This window comes from Vibrio sp. 10N.222.52.B12, from assembly GCF_002875385.1.
GTDB lineage: Bacteria > Pseudomonadota > Gammaproteobacteria > Enterobacterales > Vibrionaceae > Vibrio > Vibrio jasicida.
Genome location: NZ_MDAW01000140.1, coordinates 1 through 17581 on the forward strand (window position 1 = coordinate 1; position 17581 = coordinate 17581).

Genomic DNA, 17581 nt, shown 5'->3' on the forward strand with positions numbered 1-17581 from the left:
AAATGAAGCCACACCATGGATGGCGAAAACTTGGGCCCAATACCGAATCTGTCTTGAAGAAATTGAGTATTGTTTTTCTAAATAGCGAGATGATGCGCCATTTAAGTATTGTTCAGCAATGACACATTTGAGCTCACGGCTATATTTGGACATAAAAAGACCCCCAATAATTGGGGTCCAACTATTGGGGGTCAGTTCACAAGCGGGGCTCTTTTGTATCAGTTTAACTACTTCACACAAATCACATTCAGCAACGAGGTGCCTGTTAACTGATTGGGCTCTCGGTCAGCAAATAACCCCTTCTTATCTTTACCCCAGTACGGCAATTGTAATGGCCAATTATTTTTTTCCATCACACCAGAGCCACGCAACGTTTTAAACTCAGGCGCGCTCGCCAAGTTCATTCCCAATTGCTGACACACTTGCTTCGAACTCGCGTAATTTAAGCGATTCCACGGTTTGCCATGTTCCATGTAGAACTGGTTGTTATTCTCGACCAAGTACGGCACCACAAACGTCTTACCTTGTAAGATAGTTTTCAAACGAACCTGAACGTTCTTACTGCTGATCGCAGGTTGAGCAGGCTTAGTCATTTTGGCAGGCTTTGCGGCAACTTGGGTCACCGAAGTTTGCTTAACAGTTTGTTTTGTGGGTGCCTCTTTGGCCTGAAATGCCCCCGTATCAGGTCGAGAGGCGGCCACTGGCTCGACTGGTTTTGGTTTCGAAACTGGCTTGGGCATTGGCTTAGTTTGCTTCACTGGCTCTGATGTACCTTTGCCAACCACACGAATAAAGGCTTCTTTGTATGTCGACAAGGTTTTGACTCGCTGTAAGTCCTGCGAGGCTTTGGCAAATTCAGTATAAGGACCAATAAGACATCGGTAGCCTTTTTGCTCCGGCTTCATCCAAACATCAGTGGTGATTTTGCCGTAGATCGGCTTGGCTTTGGCTAAAGACATCGGTTTTGGCAACAAACCACATTGAATCCAGAAGAAATCATTGCCTCCCTGCGGCACTTTCTTTCCCCATACCCCTTTTCCGATCGGACAAGATTGCTCAAGTACTGGCAGTTCTTTGTTACTCGCTTGAGAAGCTTGGCAAAGAAAACCTTCCGCGAATACCGGGGGCGAAAACTGGGCGCACGCCACCAGTAACCCAAGGCTCAGCCCGGATTGGACGATACGAGAGGAGTAGTGTGCCTTCTTCATTTCCATACGCTTCACTCTAAACAGTAGGTGATGAAATTATCGCGACAAAGCGTCAATAAAACATGCATAAGAACAGATAAGCAAAAAAAGAGCCGGAATTGCATCCGGCTCTCAGTTTAGAAAGAAATTTATTAAATTGGCAACCTACGCAGCCTAATTTATTTGTTGATTAACCTTTGTAGATTTTCGGGTTAAACACATCACGTAGCCAGTCGCCAAGTAGGTTAATCACCAATACCAGAGTCACGAGTACGATACCTGGGAAGGCGGTAATCCACCACGCACCAGAGAAGATGTAGTTAAAGCCGATGCTGATCAGCGCACCTAATGATGGTTGGTCTACCGGAAGACCTAAGCCTAGGAATGACAGTGCCGCTTCCGACATGATTGCGTTCGCTACCTGTACTGTCGAGATAACCAAGATTGGAGATAGACAGTTCGGCAGAATGTGACGGAACATGATGCGAGGCGCTTTAAAGCCCATCACTCGCGCCGCTTCGACGTATTCTTTCTTCTTCTCTGCCAATACCGAAGCACGAATAGTACGCGCGTATTGCGGCCATTCTGCCACGCCGATGATCACCACCAGCATGACCACCGCGTATTGGCTGTAAAAATCACTGCCAAAGCTGGCTTTAAAGATTGCCGAGACGATGATCGCCACCATCATGGTCGAGAATGACAACTGCACATCAGCAAAACGCATCAAGAAGCTATCGATACGACCGCCGAAGTAACCTGCAGACAAGCCAATGATGATGCCCAGTACTAACTGAAGACCAACCGCAAGAAAGCCGATGGTCAAAGACAGGCGAGAGCCGTAAAGAATGGTCGATAAAATATCGCGGCCTTGCTCATCAGTACCTAACACAAAACGTTCATCGCCATCTTCCATCCAAGACGGAGGCAACTCAGAATCCATGATGTCGATAGACGTGAGATCATAAGGGTCAGTCGGTGCCAGTACAGGGGCAGCAATCGCCAACACCAAAAACACCATAAATACGGTGAAGCTGGCCATCGCGACTTTATCGCGCTTAAAGTAGTACAAGAAATCCGAGTTTTTAAAACGTTGCCACGCAGAAGGTACTGCTTCAGGAGCGGCCGTTACATTTGATTGGCTCATGATTAAGCTCCTTTTCCAGTTAGGTTCACTGTTGGGTTGATGATGCCGTACAGCAAATCAACAATGGTATTGGTTACCACGAAAATCAGACCAACAAAGATAACGTAGGCAGTGATCAGCGGTGTATCTACACGGTTGATTGCCTCAAGGAAAAGAAAGCCCGTACCCGGCCACTGGAACACGGTTTCAGTAAGAATGGTGTAAGCCACCATGGTACCAATCTGCACGCCGCCCACCGTCAAAACTGGCAGCATGGTGTTTTTAAGTGCATGTTGATAATAAATTTTGTTTAAGTTCAGGCCTTTTGCTTTGGCGAACTTGATGTATTCCGAGCTCAGCACTTCCAGCATTTCTGAACGAACCAAACGGATGAACAGCGGCAACATGATCGAAGCCAGTGCCACACACGGCAAAATCAAGTGCTTGATGCCATCAATGGTAAAAAAGCCAGATTCCCAACCAAGAATATTAGCCGTTTCACCCCGCCCGTAGGAAGGCAACCAGCCCAACTCAATGGAGAATACATACATCAGCATGATCGCGGTTAAGAACACCGGAATCGAGATACCGACACTACTCATCGCCATGACAAATTTGGTAAAGATGCTCTTCGGATGAATCGCGGAGTACACCCCAAGAGGAATTGAGAGAAGAATGATAATGAGCGTCGCACCAAACACGAGCTCTAGCGTCGCCACCAGCTTATCGAGAATGACCTCAACCGCAGGTCGCTTGAAGAAGTAAGATGTACCTAAATCACCTTGTAGCGCATTGCCCACAAAGCGAGTGTACTTTGTGATAAAGGGATCGTTCAGGCCCAGTTCGTCACGCAGCGCTTGACGCTCCGCTTCTGAAACCGACTGACCTACAAGCTCACGCAGCGGGTCACCCAGGTTATCCTGAATGGCAAACGCCACCAAACTGATCACAAACATCACTATCAGTGCCTGAAACAGGCGCTTGACCAGAAACGAAAACATTCCTTGCCCCTTAACTATCCATAGATCTCTATTCAGAGAGAAAATTCAGTCTGTAAAACCAACTCAGTCCGACTGAAACAAAACTGAGTCGAGTGCTTTAAGTTGAGGAGGGACATCCATCCCTCCTCAAAATCGACTAACCGTGATTATTCAACCACTAGGTCACCGAAGTAAGGCATTACCATTGGGTTAACGATGTCTGCCGCTTTCACGTTAGACTTCGCGCCCCACGCTTCACTTTGCCAGTGTAGCGGTACGAATGCTGCGTCGTTGTATAGTGTTGCTTCTACACCTTTCAGCATTTCTGCACGTTTCGCAGGATCCGTTTCTACGTTCGCAGCTTCAACCACTTTGTCCATTTCTGAGTTTGAGTAGTAACCACAGTTGTACTGACCACGACCAGTATCTTCGTTACGAGTCATAGTTAGGAACTCGTTGAAGTTTGCTGAATCTTCCGTATCTGAGTGCCAACCGATCATCAGCATGTCTGCTGCACACTTGTCGAACTCTGGCCAGTATTGCGCTTTTGGCATGGTCTTCAGATCAACCTTGATGCCGATCTTAGACAGCATTGCCGCTGCCGCTTGCGCTACTTTCGCATCGTTCACGTAACGGTTGTTCGGTGCGATCATCGTCAGCGTTAGGCCATCTTCGTAGCCCGCTTCTTTCATCAGTTCTTTCGCTTTCTTCAGATCGTAGCGAGGAACCAGTTTGTCATCGTGACCTACGTAACCTGCTGGGCTTTGCTGACCAGCTGCCGTTGCGAAGCCTTTCATGATTTTCTTCACGATGCCTTCGTTATTGATTGCGTGAACAATCGCTTGGCGAACGCGAACGTCTTTCAGTGCTTCGTTGCTGTTTTGGTTGAGTTGGAACGTGATGATACGTGTACCAGGTAGTGTTACTAGGTCGATGCCGTCTGCATCTTTCACACGTTTGTGATCGTTTGGCGCTACTGGGTGAATCATGTCAACGCCGCCAGAAAGTAGCGCAGCTACACGAGTTGCGTCTTCTTTGATTGGTACAAGCGTTAGCTTATCAACGTTACCTTTCGACTCTTTGTCCCAGTAATCTTTAAAGCGTTCGAATTCCACTTTTACGCCCTGCTCACGAGAAGTCACAATGAATGGACCCGTGCCAGATACGTTAGTCGATGCAAATGAGTTACCGTGCTTCACTAGCTCAGACTTGTCTTTGCCATCTTCTGTCTTACCAGAGTAGAACTTGCTGTCCATTGGGAAGATGTAAGTCGCCGTTTGCAGCACAAGCGGGTAAGGACCTTTAGTCACTAGATCCACTGTGTAGTCGTCAACCTTCACGATTTTTTCGTACGGGTCGAAGATAGCTTTGAAATCTGGAGAGCTTTGTAGACGTTCGAAAGTCCATACTACGTCGTCAGCCGTCATGCCGTTACCAGAGTGGAACTTAACACCTTGGCGTAGCTTGAAGCGTACCGTTGTATCGTTCACACGTTCCCAGCTTTCTGCTAGACGAGGTTCAAAGTCCATGTCTTTTGTGAAACGAACTAGTGGATCAAATACCATGTGTGACATTTGCAGCGTACCGCCTGATAGCTGCTCATGCGGGTCTAGCGATACTGGGTCAGCTGCGTAGCCAACTTTGATATCTGCTGCCATTGCGTTAAAGCTTAGGCCCGCTGCCATTAGCGCCACTGCTAATTTGCTTTTCATGGTTTTCATTTGCATAACTCCTTCATGCGGGAATTCGAATCCCTTGTTGTGTTTGCGTCTTTGTTATGACTAAGGTTTGTTGACCTTGATGGTCAGCCAAGCGAAAAACTTGGTTTATGCCGTTTTGATTTCTTCTCTCAAACCTGTGAATTCAGGCATCAGAGAAATCAGCTTCTTACTGTATTCATGCTGAGGAGCGGTAAACAGTTGCTCAGTCGGCGCCACTTCCAGTAGCGTACCCATCTGCATCACACCCACTCGGTCACACATCTGACGAATAACAGGTAAGTCGTGACTGATAAACAGCATGGTGAGGTTCAGTTCACTTTGCAGATCTTTCAGCAAGTTCAGAATTTGTGCCTGTACCGATACATCCAATGCTGATGTCGGTTCGTCACAAATCAGTAGTCGAGGACGGGTCGCCAGTGCGCGCGCAATTGAAATACGTTGACGCTGACCACCGGAGAATTCATGAGGGTATTTCACGCCCGCCATTTTGCCCAAACCTACGTGATCAAGCAGGTCATTCACAATCTGACGCGTTTCCGCTTCATTCTTAGTGAGCTTATGGAAACGAATTGGCTCCGCGATGATGTCAAGAATCTTCATTCGCGGGTTCATTGAGGTGTATGGGTTTTGGAAGACCATCTGCATTTGACGACGCAGCGGACGGCGTGCTTTTTCTGATTTCAACGCCGTTAGGTCAATGCCTTCAAAGCTTACTTGGCCTGAGTTTGGTTCATACAAACCTGCAATCACACGTGCGATGGTCGACTTACCTGAGCCAGATTCACCCACCAAACCAAACGTCTCACCTTCGTGCACTTCAAAGCTGACATTGTTCGAGGCCTGCACGTATTCGCGGCGGCTTTCAAACAACGAATCTTTGGTCACGAAGCGTAGATTTACGTTCTTCACATCCAATAGAGGGCCTGTGTATTCGCGTTGGTCTTGGCTTTGGCCTAACCAGTGGTTCTTGATGTCCAGTTCTTGTAGCTCTGTTGCTTCTTCGATGTAGCTCACTAGCGGGAAGCGATCGAGTTTAATGTCAGAACGAGGAACCGCAGAAATCAAGCTGCGTGTGTATGGGTGGTCAGGATCGCCCAATACCTTAGCGGTTGGGCCAAACTCCACCAAATCACCGCGGTACATAACCGCAACACGGTCAGTCACGTTTGAAACCACACCCATGTCGTGCGTCACCAGCATACAACCTACGTTGTTCTTGATACACAGTTCACGGATAAGGTTTAGGATTTGGTCTTGGATTGATACGTCGAGTGCCGTAGTTGGCTCATCTGCGATGATAAGTTCTGGCTCACCAGCCAGTGCGATAGCAATAACCACACGCTGGCGCATACCACCAGAGAATTGGTGTGGGTACTGTTTAAGACGGTTTTCAGGTTGCGGAATGCCAACCTGTTGCATTAAAGAAAGCGCACGTTGATACGCCTCTTCATCCGACACCTTCATGTTGGCGTGGATGGTCTCTTTCAATTGCTGCTCAACCGTAAATAGAGGGTTAAGCGAGGTCATTGGGTCTTGGAAGATAAAGCCAATCTTAGAGCCGCGAACCTTACGCATCGCTTCTGGCGTCAAACCAGAAATTTTCTCTCCATCAAGGTACACGTCACCACTGGCAACACGACCCGGAGGGCTAAGCAAATCAATAACGGCGTTACCAACGGTGGATTTACCCGCACCTGATTCGCCAACAACACCCACAATTTCGCCACGATCGATATGAAAAGAAAGCGACTTCACGGCCGCATGGACACCGTGACGGGATGGATATTCTATACGAAGGTTTTTCACCTCTAATAGTGACATTTCAGACCTCTACTGCCTTGTCTGTGGTATCGAATCGCGCAATAAAAGCGCCATTCATTACCTGAATGAATCCGTTCAAATTCAGAATAATACTCTGAAATCTTAATGCGGAAACAATTTGGCAAAAATCACACAAAAAAGCAACAATTAAAGTATATTCCGCCGAAAAAACATTATTTACACGCACAATGAGCGAATAGAAATGCATTAACAAGTATTTAACCATTTTCATAACACACCATTTTTGTGCGCTACGCACCAATAAAAACAGAAAAATGCTCTAAATTCACGCATAAACTCACTATTGATAGTATCCCTATTATTCACGCACCATCATTAACATTTACCAAACAATATTCCGTTCCTATTGGGACTTTTCGACATAAAATGTTACTAACAAAATAGTCTGCATACATAAAAAGCCAAAATCCCCCTACACACATAGAGGTGAAAACGTGAGCAGTTCTGCAAAACAAATGAAATCTGTCACCTAACCTTGGTTATGCGTCAGTTATGCGATTTTGTGATTAAAGTGATTTTGATGCAGTAGAAAACTCCGTATCAGCAACCTGATTAGCCCTTAAAAAGCACGTGTTGAACTGGTGATTTTGCGCTTTCCACTGTCATTTTGAGTAAGATAAGAGATAATTAAAGCCCAACGTCGAGTAGTGAATGAAGGAGCCCTTGTGCTTAAAGCGATATTTTTTGATATGGACGAGACTTTATGTGGCACATCTCAAGCCGATAAAGTGGCAGGGCAAGAGTTTGCCAACTGGATTGCTCAAACTTACCCTCAGGTCGCTGACTCCACAGCCTTCGTGCAACGCTACTTACAAGGCGTGTATAAGAAGCTAAACCACGAATTCCCTCAGCTTATTGCTCTATTGCCAGATGAAAATGCGTTCCGCTGCGGTTTAATCCAAACCATCTTGGCAGAGCAAGGTATCGAGATCGATGCAGAACAAGCGCAACAGGCACAAAGCTTCTTCGATTCAGCTCGAATGGGTGCTTTTACCTTCTTCCCAGGCGTGAAGGAAATGCTGACTGAGCTACGCCAACACTACAAATTGGTGGTAATCACTAACGGCCCTATCTTCTCCCAACATCCAAAGCTCAAAGCGACACAAATGAGTGAATGGGTGGATCACATCATCGTGGGTGGCGAAGAGCCAGAAGAGAAGCCTGCGGCAAGCATCTTCCACAAAGCACTCAACCTTGTAGATGTAAAACCAGAAGAGGCGATTCATATTGGCGACTCTCTACCAGCAGATATCGCGGGTGCCAACAATATGGGCATTCTGAGTGTGTGGGTTAACGAGACAGGCGCAGCAAACCCGACTGATATCAAGCCAAACTATGAAGTGAAAGAGACGGTTGAACTCAAAGAAATTCTAAAAACGCTCGCTCAATAAAGCGCTCAACTCAAGAAATACAAAGCCCCAGCCTCCGTGCTGGGGTTTCTTTTATCAGCTCAAAAAGCATTTGGATCATGGGTGGTCAAAAGCTCCCAAAGCTGTACATTTTTGGTGGAATTGAAAGCGGCGTGAGAGTTTTTGAGGATGAGAAATGTAAAAAAGCCCCAGTCTTTCGACTGAGGCTTTAAATAGCGGTCGATGAAGAGCCATATTCTAACTTCAGGCGAACCCCACTTGAGTTCAAACCCATTGAAATACTGCCGACTCATCTAGTCCAAGCAATATCACTAGCTCTAAAACGACGAAAGCCTGCTAAGAAGCAGGCTTTCTAATAGTGGTCGGTGAAGAGAGATTCGATCGGACTGGCGCTCCAGCCCACGACCCTCTGGTCCCAACACTCTAAATTTCAAACGTAAAAAAGCCCCAGTCTTTCGACTGAGGCTTTAAATAGTGGTCGGTGAAGAGGGATTCGAACCCCCGACCCTCTGGTCCCAAACCAGATGCGCTACCAAGCTGCGCTATTCACCGAACTGTATTTGCTGATTCTCTCAAATCAGACAGGATACTTCAACTAAGAAGTCACCTTAATTAATGGGGTGGCTAACGAGATTCGAACTCGCGACCACCGGAATCACAATCCAGGGCTCTACCAACTGAGCTATAGCCACCATCAATTTGTGTCGTTTACCGCTCTAGTATAGCCATAAACTAAATGATGGTCGGTGAAGAGGGATTCGAACCCCCGACCCTCTGGTCCCAAACCAGATGCGCTACCAAGCTGCGCTATTCACCGACGAATTTTGTTTCGACTCTTGGGATATTTGAATCAAAACTGGAAACTTCATTAATTAATGAGTTACCGAAATAATGGGGTGGCTAACGAGATTCGAACTCGCGACCACCGGAATCACAATCCAGGGCTCTACCAACTGAGCTATAGCCACCACTATTTTGTGCCGTTAATTTGTATTCCGGAATGGCACGCCCGAAAGGATTCGAACCTTCGACCTTTGGCTCCGGAGGCCAGCGCTCTATCCAACTGAGCTACGGGCGCATGCCCCATCGGCGGAGAGGAATAATACGGATATCACACTATGCCGTCTAGTACTTTTTTTACTTTTTTTCTCGTTTGGTCTCTTTTTCGACAGTTATCTGCCTTTAAAGTGAATTTTTGATGTGATTCACGCCCTGTCATGGATAACTTGTTGTTTATTGCAACAACTTATCGGGATATAATCACCCATTATTTACATTGATTTAACAGTCGCAACCAGATTGTTCAATCACTTTAGACCGTTAGGAACGGTTTTCTGCATAGTATTCAGGCCATGCAGCAAAACCGAATCCAACAGGGCTAAATACTCTAACTATATAAATAGGTAAGTCACTTACCTTTGGAATGTGAAGTGGGTTTAATGGATATGTCTCGACGAATGATTAGCGTTTTGTTCGCTGCCTTAACTTTTTCTACGGCAGCTTTAGCTTCTGACATCAGCCAAACTGAATACGATGCGATCGCAGAACGCATCAAACCTGTCGGTGATGTTTATCTAGCAGGAGCAGAACCAGTAAAAGCAGAACCAACTGGTCCACGTGATGGCGCCGCGGTTTACGGTACTTTCTGTATTGCTTGTCACGCATCTGGCGTAAGTGGCGCACCAAAAACAGGTGATGCTGCGGATTGGGCACCACGTATTGCACAAGGCAAAGACGTGCTAACCAACCATGCGATCCAAGGCTTCAATGCAATGCCAGCAAAAGGTACGTGTATGGACTGTTCTGATGACGAAATCATCGCAGCCATCGACCACATGATTGAAGGTCTGTAATAAAGACACCAACGAAAAAGGCTTGCCACTTGGCAAGCCTTTTTGTTTTTAGCAAATTAGAACAACGCTGTCCTACTTCTTAAACATCGCTCGAATATTAGCGATGTGAGCTTGGCCTTTTGCCATGCGCTCTTCTGCCGATACTGGTTTTTTGTTTACTTCCCATTCAACGTCATCAAATGGCAGTTCATCTAAAAAACGACTTTGTGTCGGTTTGATCAATTCACCAAACTGGCGACGCTCTTTACACATCGTAAAGGTTAATTCTCTTTGAGCACGCGTAATTCCCACGTACATCAATCGACGCTCTTCTTCGACGTTATCTTCATCAATACTGGTTTGGTGCGGTAAAATTCCCTCTTCCGAACCAATCAAATATACATAAGGAAACTCGAGACCTTTCGATGCATGAAGCGTCATCAATTGAACGGCATCACTATCTTCATCATCTTCTCCGCGTTCCATCATGTCTCGCAATGTTAAACGTTGAACGACTTCTTTGATGGTCTTCTCTTCTTGATCGTAGTTGTCACCTTCTAGGTCAGCCACAATCCAAGAGTAAAGGTCAGAAACGTTCTTCATACGCATTTCAGCCGCTTTCGGGCTTGCTGACGTTTCGTATAGCCAATCTTCGTAATGAATATCACGCACAAGCGAACGCACCGCTTCAACCGTATCGCCACGCTCAGCTTGATCGGCAATCGCAACCAACCATTGAGTAAAGCGGCGTAGGTTCTCTAAACCACGACCGGTTAGGTGCTGCTCTAGTCCCATTTCAAAGCTGACTTCAAACAAGCTCTTACCACGCATGTTGGCGTAGCTACCCAGCTTCTCTAAAGTCACGGGACCAATTTCACGGCGCGGCGTATTCACAATACGTAGGAACGCGTTGTCATCATCTGGGTTCACCAACACACGTAGGTAAGCCATGATGTCTTTGATCTCAGCTCGAGCGAAGAAAGATGTGCCGCCAGACAGTTTGTATGGCACACGGTTTTGCATCAGTGACTTTTCAATCAAACGTGATTGGTGGTTACCACGATATAGAATCGCATAATCTTTATATTCGGTGCGGTTTAGGAATTTGTGCGCAATCAATTCACCCGTCACGCGCTCCGCTTCGTGCTCTTCATTTTTCGCCAGCAACACTTTGAGTTTTTCACCGTCAGGAATTTCCGAGAACAGTGATTTCTCATACACGTGTGGGTTATTCGCAATCAAGATGTTAGCTGCGCGCAGAATACGGCTAGTCGAACGATAGTTCTGCTCCAACTTAATCAAACGCAAATTTGGATAGTCTTCACCAAGCAACACCAAGTTTTGCGGCTTAGCGCCACGCCATGAATAGATGGATTGGTCATCGTCGCCTACCACAGTCAAACGACCACGCTCACCGACAATCAACTTCACTAAGTCGTATTGGCTGGTGTTGGTATCTTGATATTCATCCACCAACAAGTAGCGAATGCGATTTTGCCAGCGTTGGCGCACTTCTTCGTTATTGCGCAGAAGTTGCACTGGCAAAGAAATCAGATCGTCGAAGTCGAGCGCGTTGTATGCCTTCATCTGCTTTTGGTACATCTCAAAACAGAACGCGAACAATTGCTGCTGCTCACCTTGATCGAGCGCTTTTGCCTGTTCTGGTGTCAGCATGTCGTTCTTCCAGTTTGAGATACTGCTTAGTAGTTGACGTAATAAATCTTTATCGCCATCTAGCTGCTTTTCTGTCAGCTCTTTCAGTAGTGCAAGTTGGTCTTGATCATCAAAGAGGGAGAAGCCAGCTTTCAAGCCAAGATGCTTGTACTCACGCTTGATGATGGTCAAACCTAAGGTGTGGAAGGTCGAAACAATCAAACCTTTCGATTCTGATTTACCTAACGTCTGACCGACGCGCTCTTTCATCTCGCGCGCCGCTTTGTTGGTAAAGGTAACCGCAGCAATATTGCGTGCCTTGTAGCCACACTGCTGAACCAAATAAGCAATCTTATTGGTAATTACACGAGTTTTACCCGAACCAGCACCAGCCAGCACGAGGCATGGGCCTGATACGTACTTAACGGCTTCATCTTGTCTAGGGTTCAGCTTCATAGAAATTCTCTGCGGGTGGTAATTGTGGCGCCTATGATAAAGGGGTGACCGCGTGAAAGCTACGGAGATTTTCACGTAATTTTTACACAGATAGATGCAACATTTTGTTGCATACGTGGCCAGAGTTTAAGCTATAATGAATGAACGTTCATTCATTGGGTGGTGGCGTTATGTCCAATAACACTGCTGGAGATAAATACGGACAAATCATTGCAGCAGCCGAGCGCTTAATCGCTGAATCAGGTTTTCATGGTCTTTCCATGCACAAACTTGCTACAGAAGCAGGTGTCGCAGCTGGCACGATTTACCGATATTTCTCAGATAAAGAACATCTTTTGGAAGAGGTTCGCCTTACTGTAACTAAACGTATTGCGGACGCCGTTCAAGCGGATGTTCATGACGATATGCCCCTGAAAGAGCGTTACCGCACCATGTGGCTCAATATTTGGCACCTTGCTGGATCAAATTTAGACACCTTAAGTAATCGTGTCCAATATGAATCACTGCCTTGTGGAAATCGTAAAGGGACGAGGGAACTTGAAAGGCAAATGTTTGCCCAAGTAGATCGTCTTTTTAATCAAGGCAAAGCGGAAGGGGTATTCAAACCCCTCGATAACGAAATTCTATCAGGGTTAAGTTTCGAAGCTAGTGTTGCGCTTGCGAGAAAACATGCTTTGGGATTTTATCAGCTGGACGACAATGCGCTGGAAGCAGCCGTTGAAGCCAGTTGGGATGCAATTATTAAACACTAACTTGGAGTTCTTAATAGAATGAAAAAGTGGACTTTCTTTATGTTGCTTATCGCGGTTCTTCTGTTCGGAAGCGTGATAGGTTTCAACTTATTCAAGCAACAGAAAATTGCTGAATACATGGCGAATCGTCCGGAGCCAGAGTTCCCTGTTACCGTTACGGAAGTAAAAGCGGTAGATTGGGTTCCTGTCATCGAAGCGATTGGCTTTATCGAACCTAACCAAGGTGTCACTGTTGCAAACGAAACCAGCGGTGTGATTGATAAGATTTCTTTCGACTCTGGTACTCAAGTGGAAGAAGGCCAACCTCTGGTTCTTCTAGACTCTGATGTTGAGAAAGCAAACCTAAAGAGCTCTCAAGCAAAACTGCCAGCAGCTCAAGCTAAGTACAAACGCTACCAAGGTCTTTATAAGAAAGGATCGATTTCTAAAGAAGCGTACGACGAAGCTGAAGCAAACTACTTCTCACTTAAAGCGGACATCGAGAGCTTGAAAGCGACCATCGACCGCCGTGAAATAAAAGCACCTTTTGCTGGTGTGGTTGGTATTCGTAATGTGTATCTTGGTCAATATCTACAAGCAGGTACTGACATCGTACGTCTCGAAGATACAACAGTAATGCGTTTACGCTTCACTGTGCCTCAAACAGATATCTCACGCATTAAGCTAGACCAAGAAGTGGATATCTTTGTAGACGCTTACCCTGACAAGCCTTTCAAAGGTTCGATCTCTGCGATTGAGCCAGCAGTAAACGTACAAAGTGGTTTGATTCAAGTCCAAGCAGACATTCCAAATAGCGATGGCAAGCTTCGCAGCGGTATGTTCGCACGTGCAAACATCATCCTGCCTAAGCTAGAGAATCAAGTGACTCTGCCACAAACGGCAATCACCTTTACGCTATACGGCGACAACGTGTACATCATTACTGAAGAAGACGGTGAAAAACGCGTTAAGCAACACGTTGTGAAAGTGGGTGAGCGTACTAAAGACATCGCGCATATTCTAGAAGGCGTGAAACCAGGTGACGTAGTGGTAACGTCGGGGCAAGTACGCCTTAGTAACCATGCGAAAGTGACCATCGTTGAAGATTCGGCACTGACACCACCTGCTGAAACACCAATGCTTTAATTGGAGGCATCATGCGCTTTACCGATGTTTTTATTAAACGTCCAGTTTTAGCGGTATCGATCAGTTTTTTGATTGCGTTGCTTGGTTTGCAAGCCGTATTCAAGATGCAGGTTCGTGAATACCCTGAAATGACAAATACGGTGGTTACTGTAACCACCAGTTATTACGGTGCCAGCGCCGACTTAATCCAAGGCTTCATTACTCAGCCTTTGGAACAAGCCGTTGCTCAGGCCGATAATATCGACTACATGACTTCATCCTCGGTACTCGGTACTTCTACCATCACCGTAAACATGAAGTTAAACACTGATCCGAATGCGGCGCTGTCTGACATTCTGGCGAAAACCAACTCGGTTCGTTCGCAGCTTCCAAAAGAAGCGGAAGACCCTACGGTAACCATGTCGACAGGTTCGACAACGGCAGTACTGTATATTGGTTTCACCAGTGATGAGCTGTCTTCAAGCCAGATCACGGACTACCTTGAGCGTGTAATCAACCCGCAGTTATTCACGGTAAACGGTGTATCGAAAGTTGACCTATACGGTGGTATGAAATACGCACTGCGCGTATGGCTAGACCCTGCAAAAATGGGTGCACTTAAGCTGACAGCAACTGACGTAATGACCGTACTAAACGCCAACAACTATCAGTCGGCAACTGGTCAGGCGACAGGTGAATTCGTACTTTACAACGGCAGTGCAGATACTCAGGTATCCAACGTTGCGGAACTAGAAGCACTTGTGGTGAAAACCGGTGAAGGTGATGTAATTCGCCTTGGTGACATTGCGAAAGTGACGCTAGAGAAGAGCCACGATATTTACCGTGCTAGTGCTAATGGTCAAGAAGCCGTGGTTGCAGCGATTAACGCAGCACCAAGTGCCAACCCGATCAATATTGCAGCAGATGTACTGACGTTGTTACCTCAACTAGAGCGTAACTTGCCAAGTAACATTAAGATGAATGTGATGTACGACTCGACTATTGCTATCAACGAATCGATTCACGAAGTTGTGAAAACCATTCTTGAAGCAGCAGTCATCGTACTTATCGTTATCACTTTGTTCCTAGGTTCATTCCGTGCGGTAATCATCCCTATTGTTACTATCCCATTATCATTGATTGGTGTGGCAATGGTGATGCAAGCGATGGGCTTCTCTTGGAACTTGATGACACTACTGGCAATGGTACTCGCCATCGGTCTGGTGGTGGATGACGCGATCGTTGTTCTTGAGAACGTCGATCGACACATCAAGGAAGGGGAATCACCGTTCCGAGCTGCGATCATTGGTACACGAGAAATTGCTGTCCCAGTAATCGCGATGACACTGACGTTAGGTGCGGTATACGCGCCTATCGCTCTGATGGGTGGTATTACAGGCTCACTATTTAAAGAGTTTGCTCTTACCCTTGCGGGTGCTGTATTTGTGTCCGGTATCATCGCGTTGACTCTGTCACCGATGATGTGTTCAAAAATGCTGAAGGCAAACGAAGAGCCAAGCAAGTTTGAGCAAAAAGTTCACCACGTTCTTGATGGCATGACCAACCGCTACGAGAAGATGCTAACTGCAGTCATGGCTCATCGTCCGGTTATCATTGCTTTTGCGATCATCGTGTTCGCGAGTCTACCGATCTTGTTTAAGTTCATTCCGAGTGAACTGGCACCATCGGAAGATAAAGGCGTTGTGGTCTTAATGGGTACAGCCCCATCAAATGCGAACTTGGATTACATCCAAAGCACCATGAACGATGTAAACAAGATTCTGTCTGACCAGCCAGAAGTAGAATACGCTCAGGTGTTTAACGGTGTACCTAACTCGAACCAAGCATTCGGTCTAGCAACACTGAAACCTTGGAGTGAGCGTGAGGCAAGCCAAGCGGACATTACCAAACGTGTGGGTGACTTAGTTTCTCATGTACCAGGTATGTCAGTAACGGCTTTCCAAATGCCAGAACTTCCAGGTGCAGGTTCAGGTCTACCAATTCAGTTCGTTGTGACTACGCCAAACAGCTTCGAAAGCCTGTTTACTATCGCAAGTGATATTCTGACCGATGTATCGAAGAGTCCACTGTTCGTGTATTCGGATCTGGATCTGAACTACGATTCAGCAACGATGAAAATCAGCATCGATAAAGACAAAGCCGGCGCTTACGGCGTGACCATGCAAGACATTGGTGTCACGTTAAGTACCATGATGGCCGATGGTTATGTAAACCGTATCGACCTAAATGGTCGTTCATACGAGGTAATCCCTCAAGTTGAACGTAAGTGGCGTCTAAACCCAGAGTCGATGAAGAATTACTACGTACGTTCAGTTGACGGCAAAGCAGTACCATTGGGTAGTTTGATCACAATTGATGTGGTCGCAGAGCCTCGTGCACTGCCTCACTTCAACCAGCTAAACTCAGCCACTGTTGGTGCTGTACCAGCTCCTGGTGTTGCAATGGGGGATGCGATCAACTGGTTCGAAGACGTGGCACAAAACAAACTGCCGTCAGGCTACAACCATGACTACATGGGTGAAGCGCGTCAGTTCGTAACTGAAGGTAGTGCGTTATACGCAACATTCGGTTTGGCACTAGCAATCATCTTCCTAGTACTGGCGATTCAGTTTGAATCTATCCGCGATCCAATCGTAATCATGGTATCAGTACCACTTGCGGTTTGTGGTGCATTGATAGCTCTGGCGTGGGGTACGGCATCGATGAACATCTACTCACAAGTTGGTTTGATTACCCTGGTTGGTCTGATCACCAAGCACGGTATCTTGATCTGTGAGGTAGCGAAAGAAGAGCAGTTACACAACAAACTGTCTCGTATCGATGCGGTAATGGAAGCAGCAAAAGTTCGTCTTCGTCCAATCCTGATGACGACGGCAGCGATGATTGCAGGTCTTATCCCATTGATGTACGCAACAGGCGCAGGTGCTGAGCAACGCTTCAGTATCGGTATCGTAATCGTTGCTGGTCTGGCGATCGGTACGCTATTTACACTATTCGTACTGCCAGTGATTTACAGCTACCTTGCTGAGAAACACAAGCCACTACCAGTGTTTGTTGAAGACAAAGACTTGGAAAAGCTAGCTCGAGTGGATGAAGCGAAAGCAGCTCACCGCGAATTAGCTGATAACAAGTAAGTATAAAAGCACTAAGAAAAAGGTCACTTCGGTGACCTTTTTTATTGCTGCTCTCTTTTTTACCATCTAAATGGCGACTTTCACGTATCAATTAAATAGAATGTGGGCAAATCAAAAGGAGTTTTAGCCACTATGTTTGACCCAAAGAAATTAGAGCAAATCGCTAAACAAATTCACGAATCAATGCCACAGCCAGTAAAAGAACTAGGCGCGGATGTTGATCAAAAAGTTCGCCAAGTCATCCAAGGTCAGCTAAACAAGCTAGACGTTGTTAGCCGTGAAGAATTCGACGTACAAACTCAAGTTCTGCTGCGCACTCGTCAAAAGCTGACAGAAATGGAAAAGAAATTGGCTGAGCTGGAAGAAAAGCTAGCTGATAAATAAGCGAGAAGCGAGAAGCGAG

At 46.3% G+C, this 17581-nt stretch carries 12 protein-coding genes, 5 tRNA genes and 1 pseudogene; 6 read left to right on the forward strand and 12 right to left on the reverse strand.

Annotation, left to right across the window (positions count from 1 at the left end; translation table 11 throughout):
* The 6 genes and pseudogenes from BCT11_RS28600 to BCT11_RS19980 form a co-directional block, all read right to left on the reverse strand.
* A pseudogene (locus BCT11_RS28600) lies at window positions 1-153 on the reverse strand (helix-turn-helix domain-containing protein); the annotation flags it as partial.
* Between the two features lie 74 nt (window positions 154-227).
* On the reverse strand, window positions 228-1214 hold the full coding sequence (locus BCT11_RS19960) for an SPOR domain-containing protein (RefSeq protein ID WP_102389086.1): 987 nt from the start codon (window positions 1212-1214) through the stop codon (window positions 228-230).
* 163 nt (window positions 1215-1377) lie between these two features.
* Window positions 1378-2334 (reverse strand): ABC transporter permease, encoded by a 957-nt coding sequence (locus BCT11_RS19965; RefSeq protein WP_038869936.1) that lies wholly within the window; start codon window positions 2332-2334, stop codon window positions 1378-1380.
* Between the two features lie 2 nt (window positions 2335-2336).
* Window positions 2337-3314 carry an ABC transporter permease gene (locus BCT11_RS19970; RefSeq protein WP_038869935.1) on the reverse strand — a complete coding sequence of 326 codons (978 nt, stop codon included), beginning with the start codon at window positions 3312-3314 and terminating at the stop codon, window positions 2337-2339.
* 146 nt (window positions 3315-3460) lie between these two features.
* On the reverse strand, window positions 3461-5014 hold the full coding sequence (locus tag BCT11_RS19975; protein WP_102389087.1) for an ABC transporter substrate-binding protein: 1554 nt from the start codon (window positions 5012-5014) through the stop codon (window positions 3461-3463).
* A 105-nt stretch (window positions 5015-5119) separates the two neighbouring features.
* Window positions 5120-6835 (reverse strand): ABC transporter ATP-binding protein, encoded by a 1716-nt coding sequence (locus BCT11_RS19980; RefSeq protein WP_102389088.1) that lies wholly within the window; start codon window positions 6833-6835, stop codon window positions 5120-5122.
* A 686-nt stretch (window positions 6836-7521) separates the two neighbouring features.
* Here BCT11_RS19980 and BCT11_RS19990 point away from each other — a divergent pair.
* On the forward strand, window positions 7522-8247 hold the full coding sequence (locus tag BCT11_RS19990; RefSeq protein WP_102389089.1) for an HAD family hydrolase: 726 nt from the start codon (window positions 7522-7524) through the stop codon (window positions 8245-8247).
* 454 nt (window positions 8248-8701) lie between these two features.
* On the opposite strand, the gene BCT11_RS20000 is transcribed toward BCT11_RS19990, so the two are convergent.
* From BCT11_RS20000 to BCT11_RS20020, 5 genes are all read right to left on the reverse strand, one after another.
* Window positions 8702-8778, reverse strand: a tRNA-Pro gene (locus BCT11_RS20000).
* A 64-nt stretch (window positions 8779-8842) separates the two neighbouring features.
* Window positions 8843-8918 (reverse strand) — tRNA-His (locus BCT11_RS20005).
* A gap of 48 nt (window positions 8919-8966) precedes the next feature.
* Window positions 8967-9043 (reverse strand) — tRNA-Pro (locus BCT11_RS20010).
* Window positions 9044-9118: 75 nt separating this feature from the next.
* Window positions 9119-9194: transfer RNA gene (locus tag BCT11_RS20015), tRNA-His, on the reverse strand.
* Between the two features lie 33 nt (window positions 9195-9227).
* Window positions 9228-9304: transfer RNA gene (locus BCT11_RS20020), tRNA-Arg, on the reverse strand.
* A 361-nt stretch (window positions 9305-9665) separates the two neighbouring features.
* Between BCT11_RS20020 and BCT11_RS20025 the strand changes: the two genes are divergently transcribed.
* Window positions 9666-10079, forward strand: coding sequence for a cytochrome c5 family protein (locus BCT11_RS20025; RefSeq protein ID WP_038882194.1), 414 nt, complete (start codon window positions 9666-9668; stop codon window positions 10077-10079).
* Window positions 10080-10151: 72 nt separating this feature from the next.
* Here BCT11_RS20025 and rep read toward each other — a convergent pair whose 3' ends face one another.
* On the reverse strand, window positions 10152-12167 hold the full coding sequence (gene rep / locus BCT11_RS20030; RefSeq protein WP_102389091.1) for a DNA helicase Rep: 2016 nt from the start codon (window positions 12165-12167) through the stop codon (window positions 10152-10154).
* A 170-nt stretch (window positions 12168-12337) separates the two neighbouring features.
* Here rep and BCT11_RS20035 point away from each other — a divergent pair, with 170 nt between their 5' ends.
* From BCT11_RS20035 to BCT11_RS20055, 4 genes are all read left to right on the forward strand, one after another.
* Window positions 12338-12919 carry a TetR/AcrR family transcriptional regulator gene (locus BCT11_RS20035; RefSeq protein ID WP_050566713.1) on the forward strand — a complete coding sequence of 194 codons (582 nt, stop codon included), beginning with the start codon at window positions 12338-12340 and terminating at the stop codon, window positions 12917-12919.
* A gap of 18 nt (window positions 12920-12937) precedes the next feature.
* Window positions 12938-14044, forward strand: coding sequence for a multidrug efflux RND transporter periplasmic adaptor subunit VmeC (gene vmeC / locus BCT11_RS20040; protein ID WP_038869923.1), 1107 nt, complete (start codon window positions 12938-12940; stop codon window positions 14042-14044).
* A gap of 11 nt (window positions 14045-14055) precedes the next feature.
* Entirely contained in the window at window positions 14056-17178 is a 3123-nt protein-coding gene (gene vmeD, locus BCT11_RS20045; protein ID WP_038869922.1) for a multidrug efflux RND transporter permease subunit VmeD, read from the forward strand.
* Between the two features lie 132 nt (window positions 17179-17310).
* A complete protein-coding gene (locus BCT11_RS20055; RefSeq protein WP_005427244.1) occupies window positions 17311-17562 on the forward strand; it encodes an accessory factor UbiK family protein in 252 nt (83 codons plus the stop codon).
* Window positions 17563-17581 lie beyond the last annotated feature (19 nt).

Coding starts and splice junctions, on each gene's coding strand:
- BCT11_RS20055 (WP_005427244.1), top strand. CDS start 17,311: ATGTTTGACCCAAAGAAATTAGAGCAAATCGCTAAACAAATTCACGAA.
- BCT11_RS20025 (WP_038882194.1), top strand. CDS start 9,666: ATGGATATGTCTCGACGAATGATTAGCGTTTTGTTCGCTGCCTTAACT.
- BCT11_RS19970 (WP_038869935.1), bottom strand. CDS start 3,314: ATGTTTTCGTTTCTGGTCAAGCGCCTGTTTCAGGCACTGATAGTGATG.
- BCT11_RS19975 (WP_102389087.1), bottom strand. CDS start 5,014: ATGAAAACCATGAAAAGCAAATTAGCAGTGGCGCTAATGGCAGCGGGC.
- vmeD (WP_038869922.1), top strand. CDS start 14,056: ATGCGCTTTACCGATGTTTTTATTAAACGTCCAGTTTTAGCGGTATCG.
- vmeC (WP_038869923.1), top strand. CDS start 12,938: ATGAAAAAGTGGACTTTCTTTATGTTGCTTATCGCGGTTCTTCTGTTC.
- rep (WP_102389091.1), bottom strand. CDS start 12,167: ATGAAGCTGAACCCTAGACAAGATGAAGCCGTTAAGTACGTATCAGGC.
- BCT11_RS19960 (WP_102389086.1), bottom strand. CDS start 1,214: ATGGAAATGAAGAAGGCACACTACTCCTCTCGTATCGTCCAATCCGGG.
- BCT11_RS19980 (WP_102389088.1), bottom strand. CDS start 6,835: ATGTCACTATTAGAGGTGAAAAACCTTCGTATAGAATATCCATCCCGT.
- BCT11_RS20035 (WP_050566713.1), top strand. CDS start 12,338: ATGTCCAATAACACTGCTGGAGATAAATACGGACAAATCATTGCAGCA.
- BCT11_RS19965 (WP_038869936.1), bottom strand. CDS start 2,334: ATGAGCCAATCAAATGTAACGGCCGCTCCTGAAGCAGTACCTTCTGCG.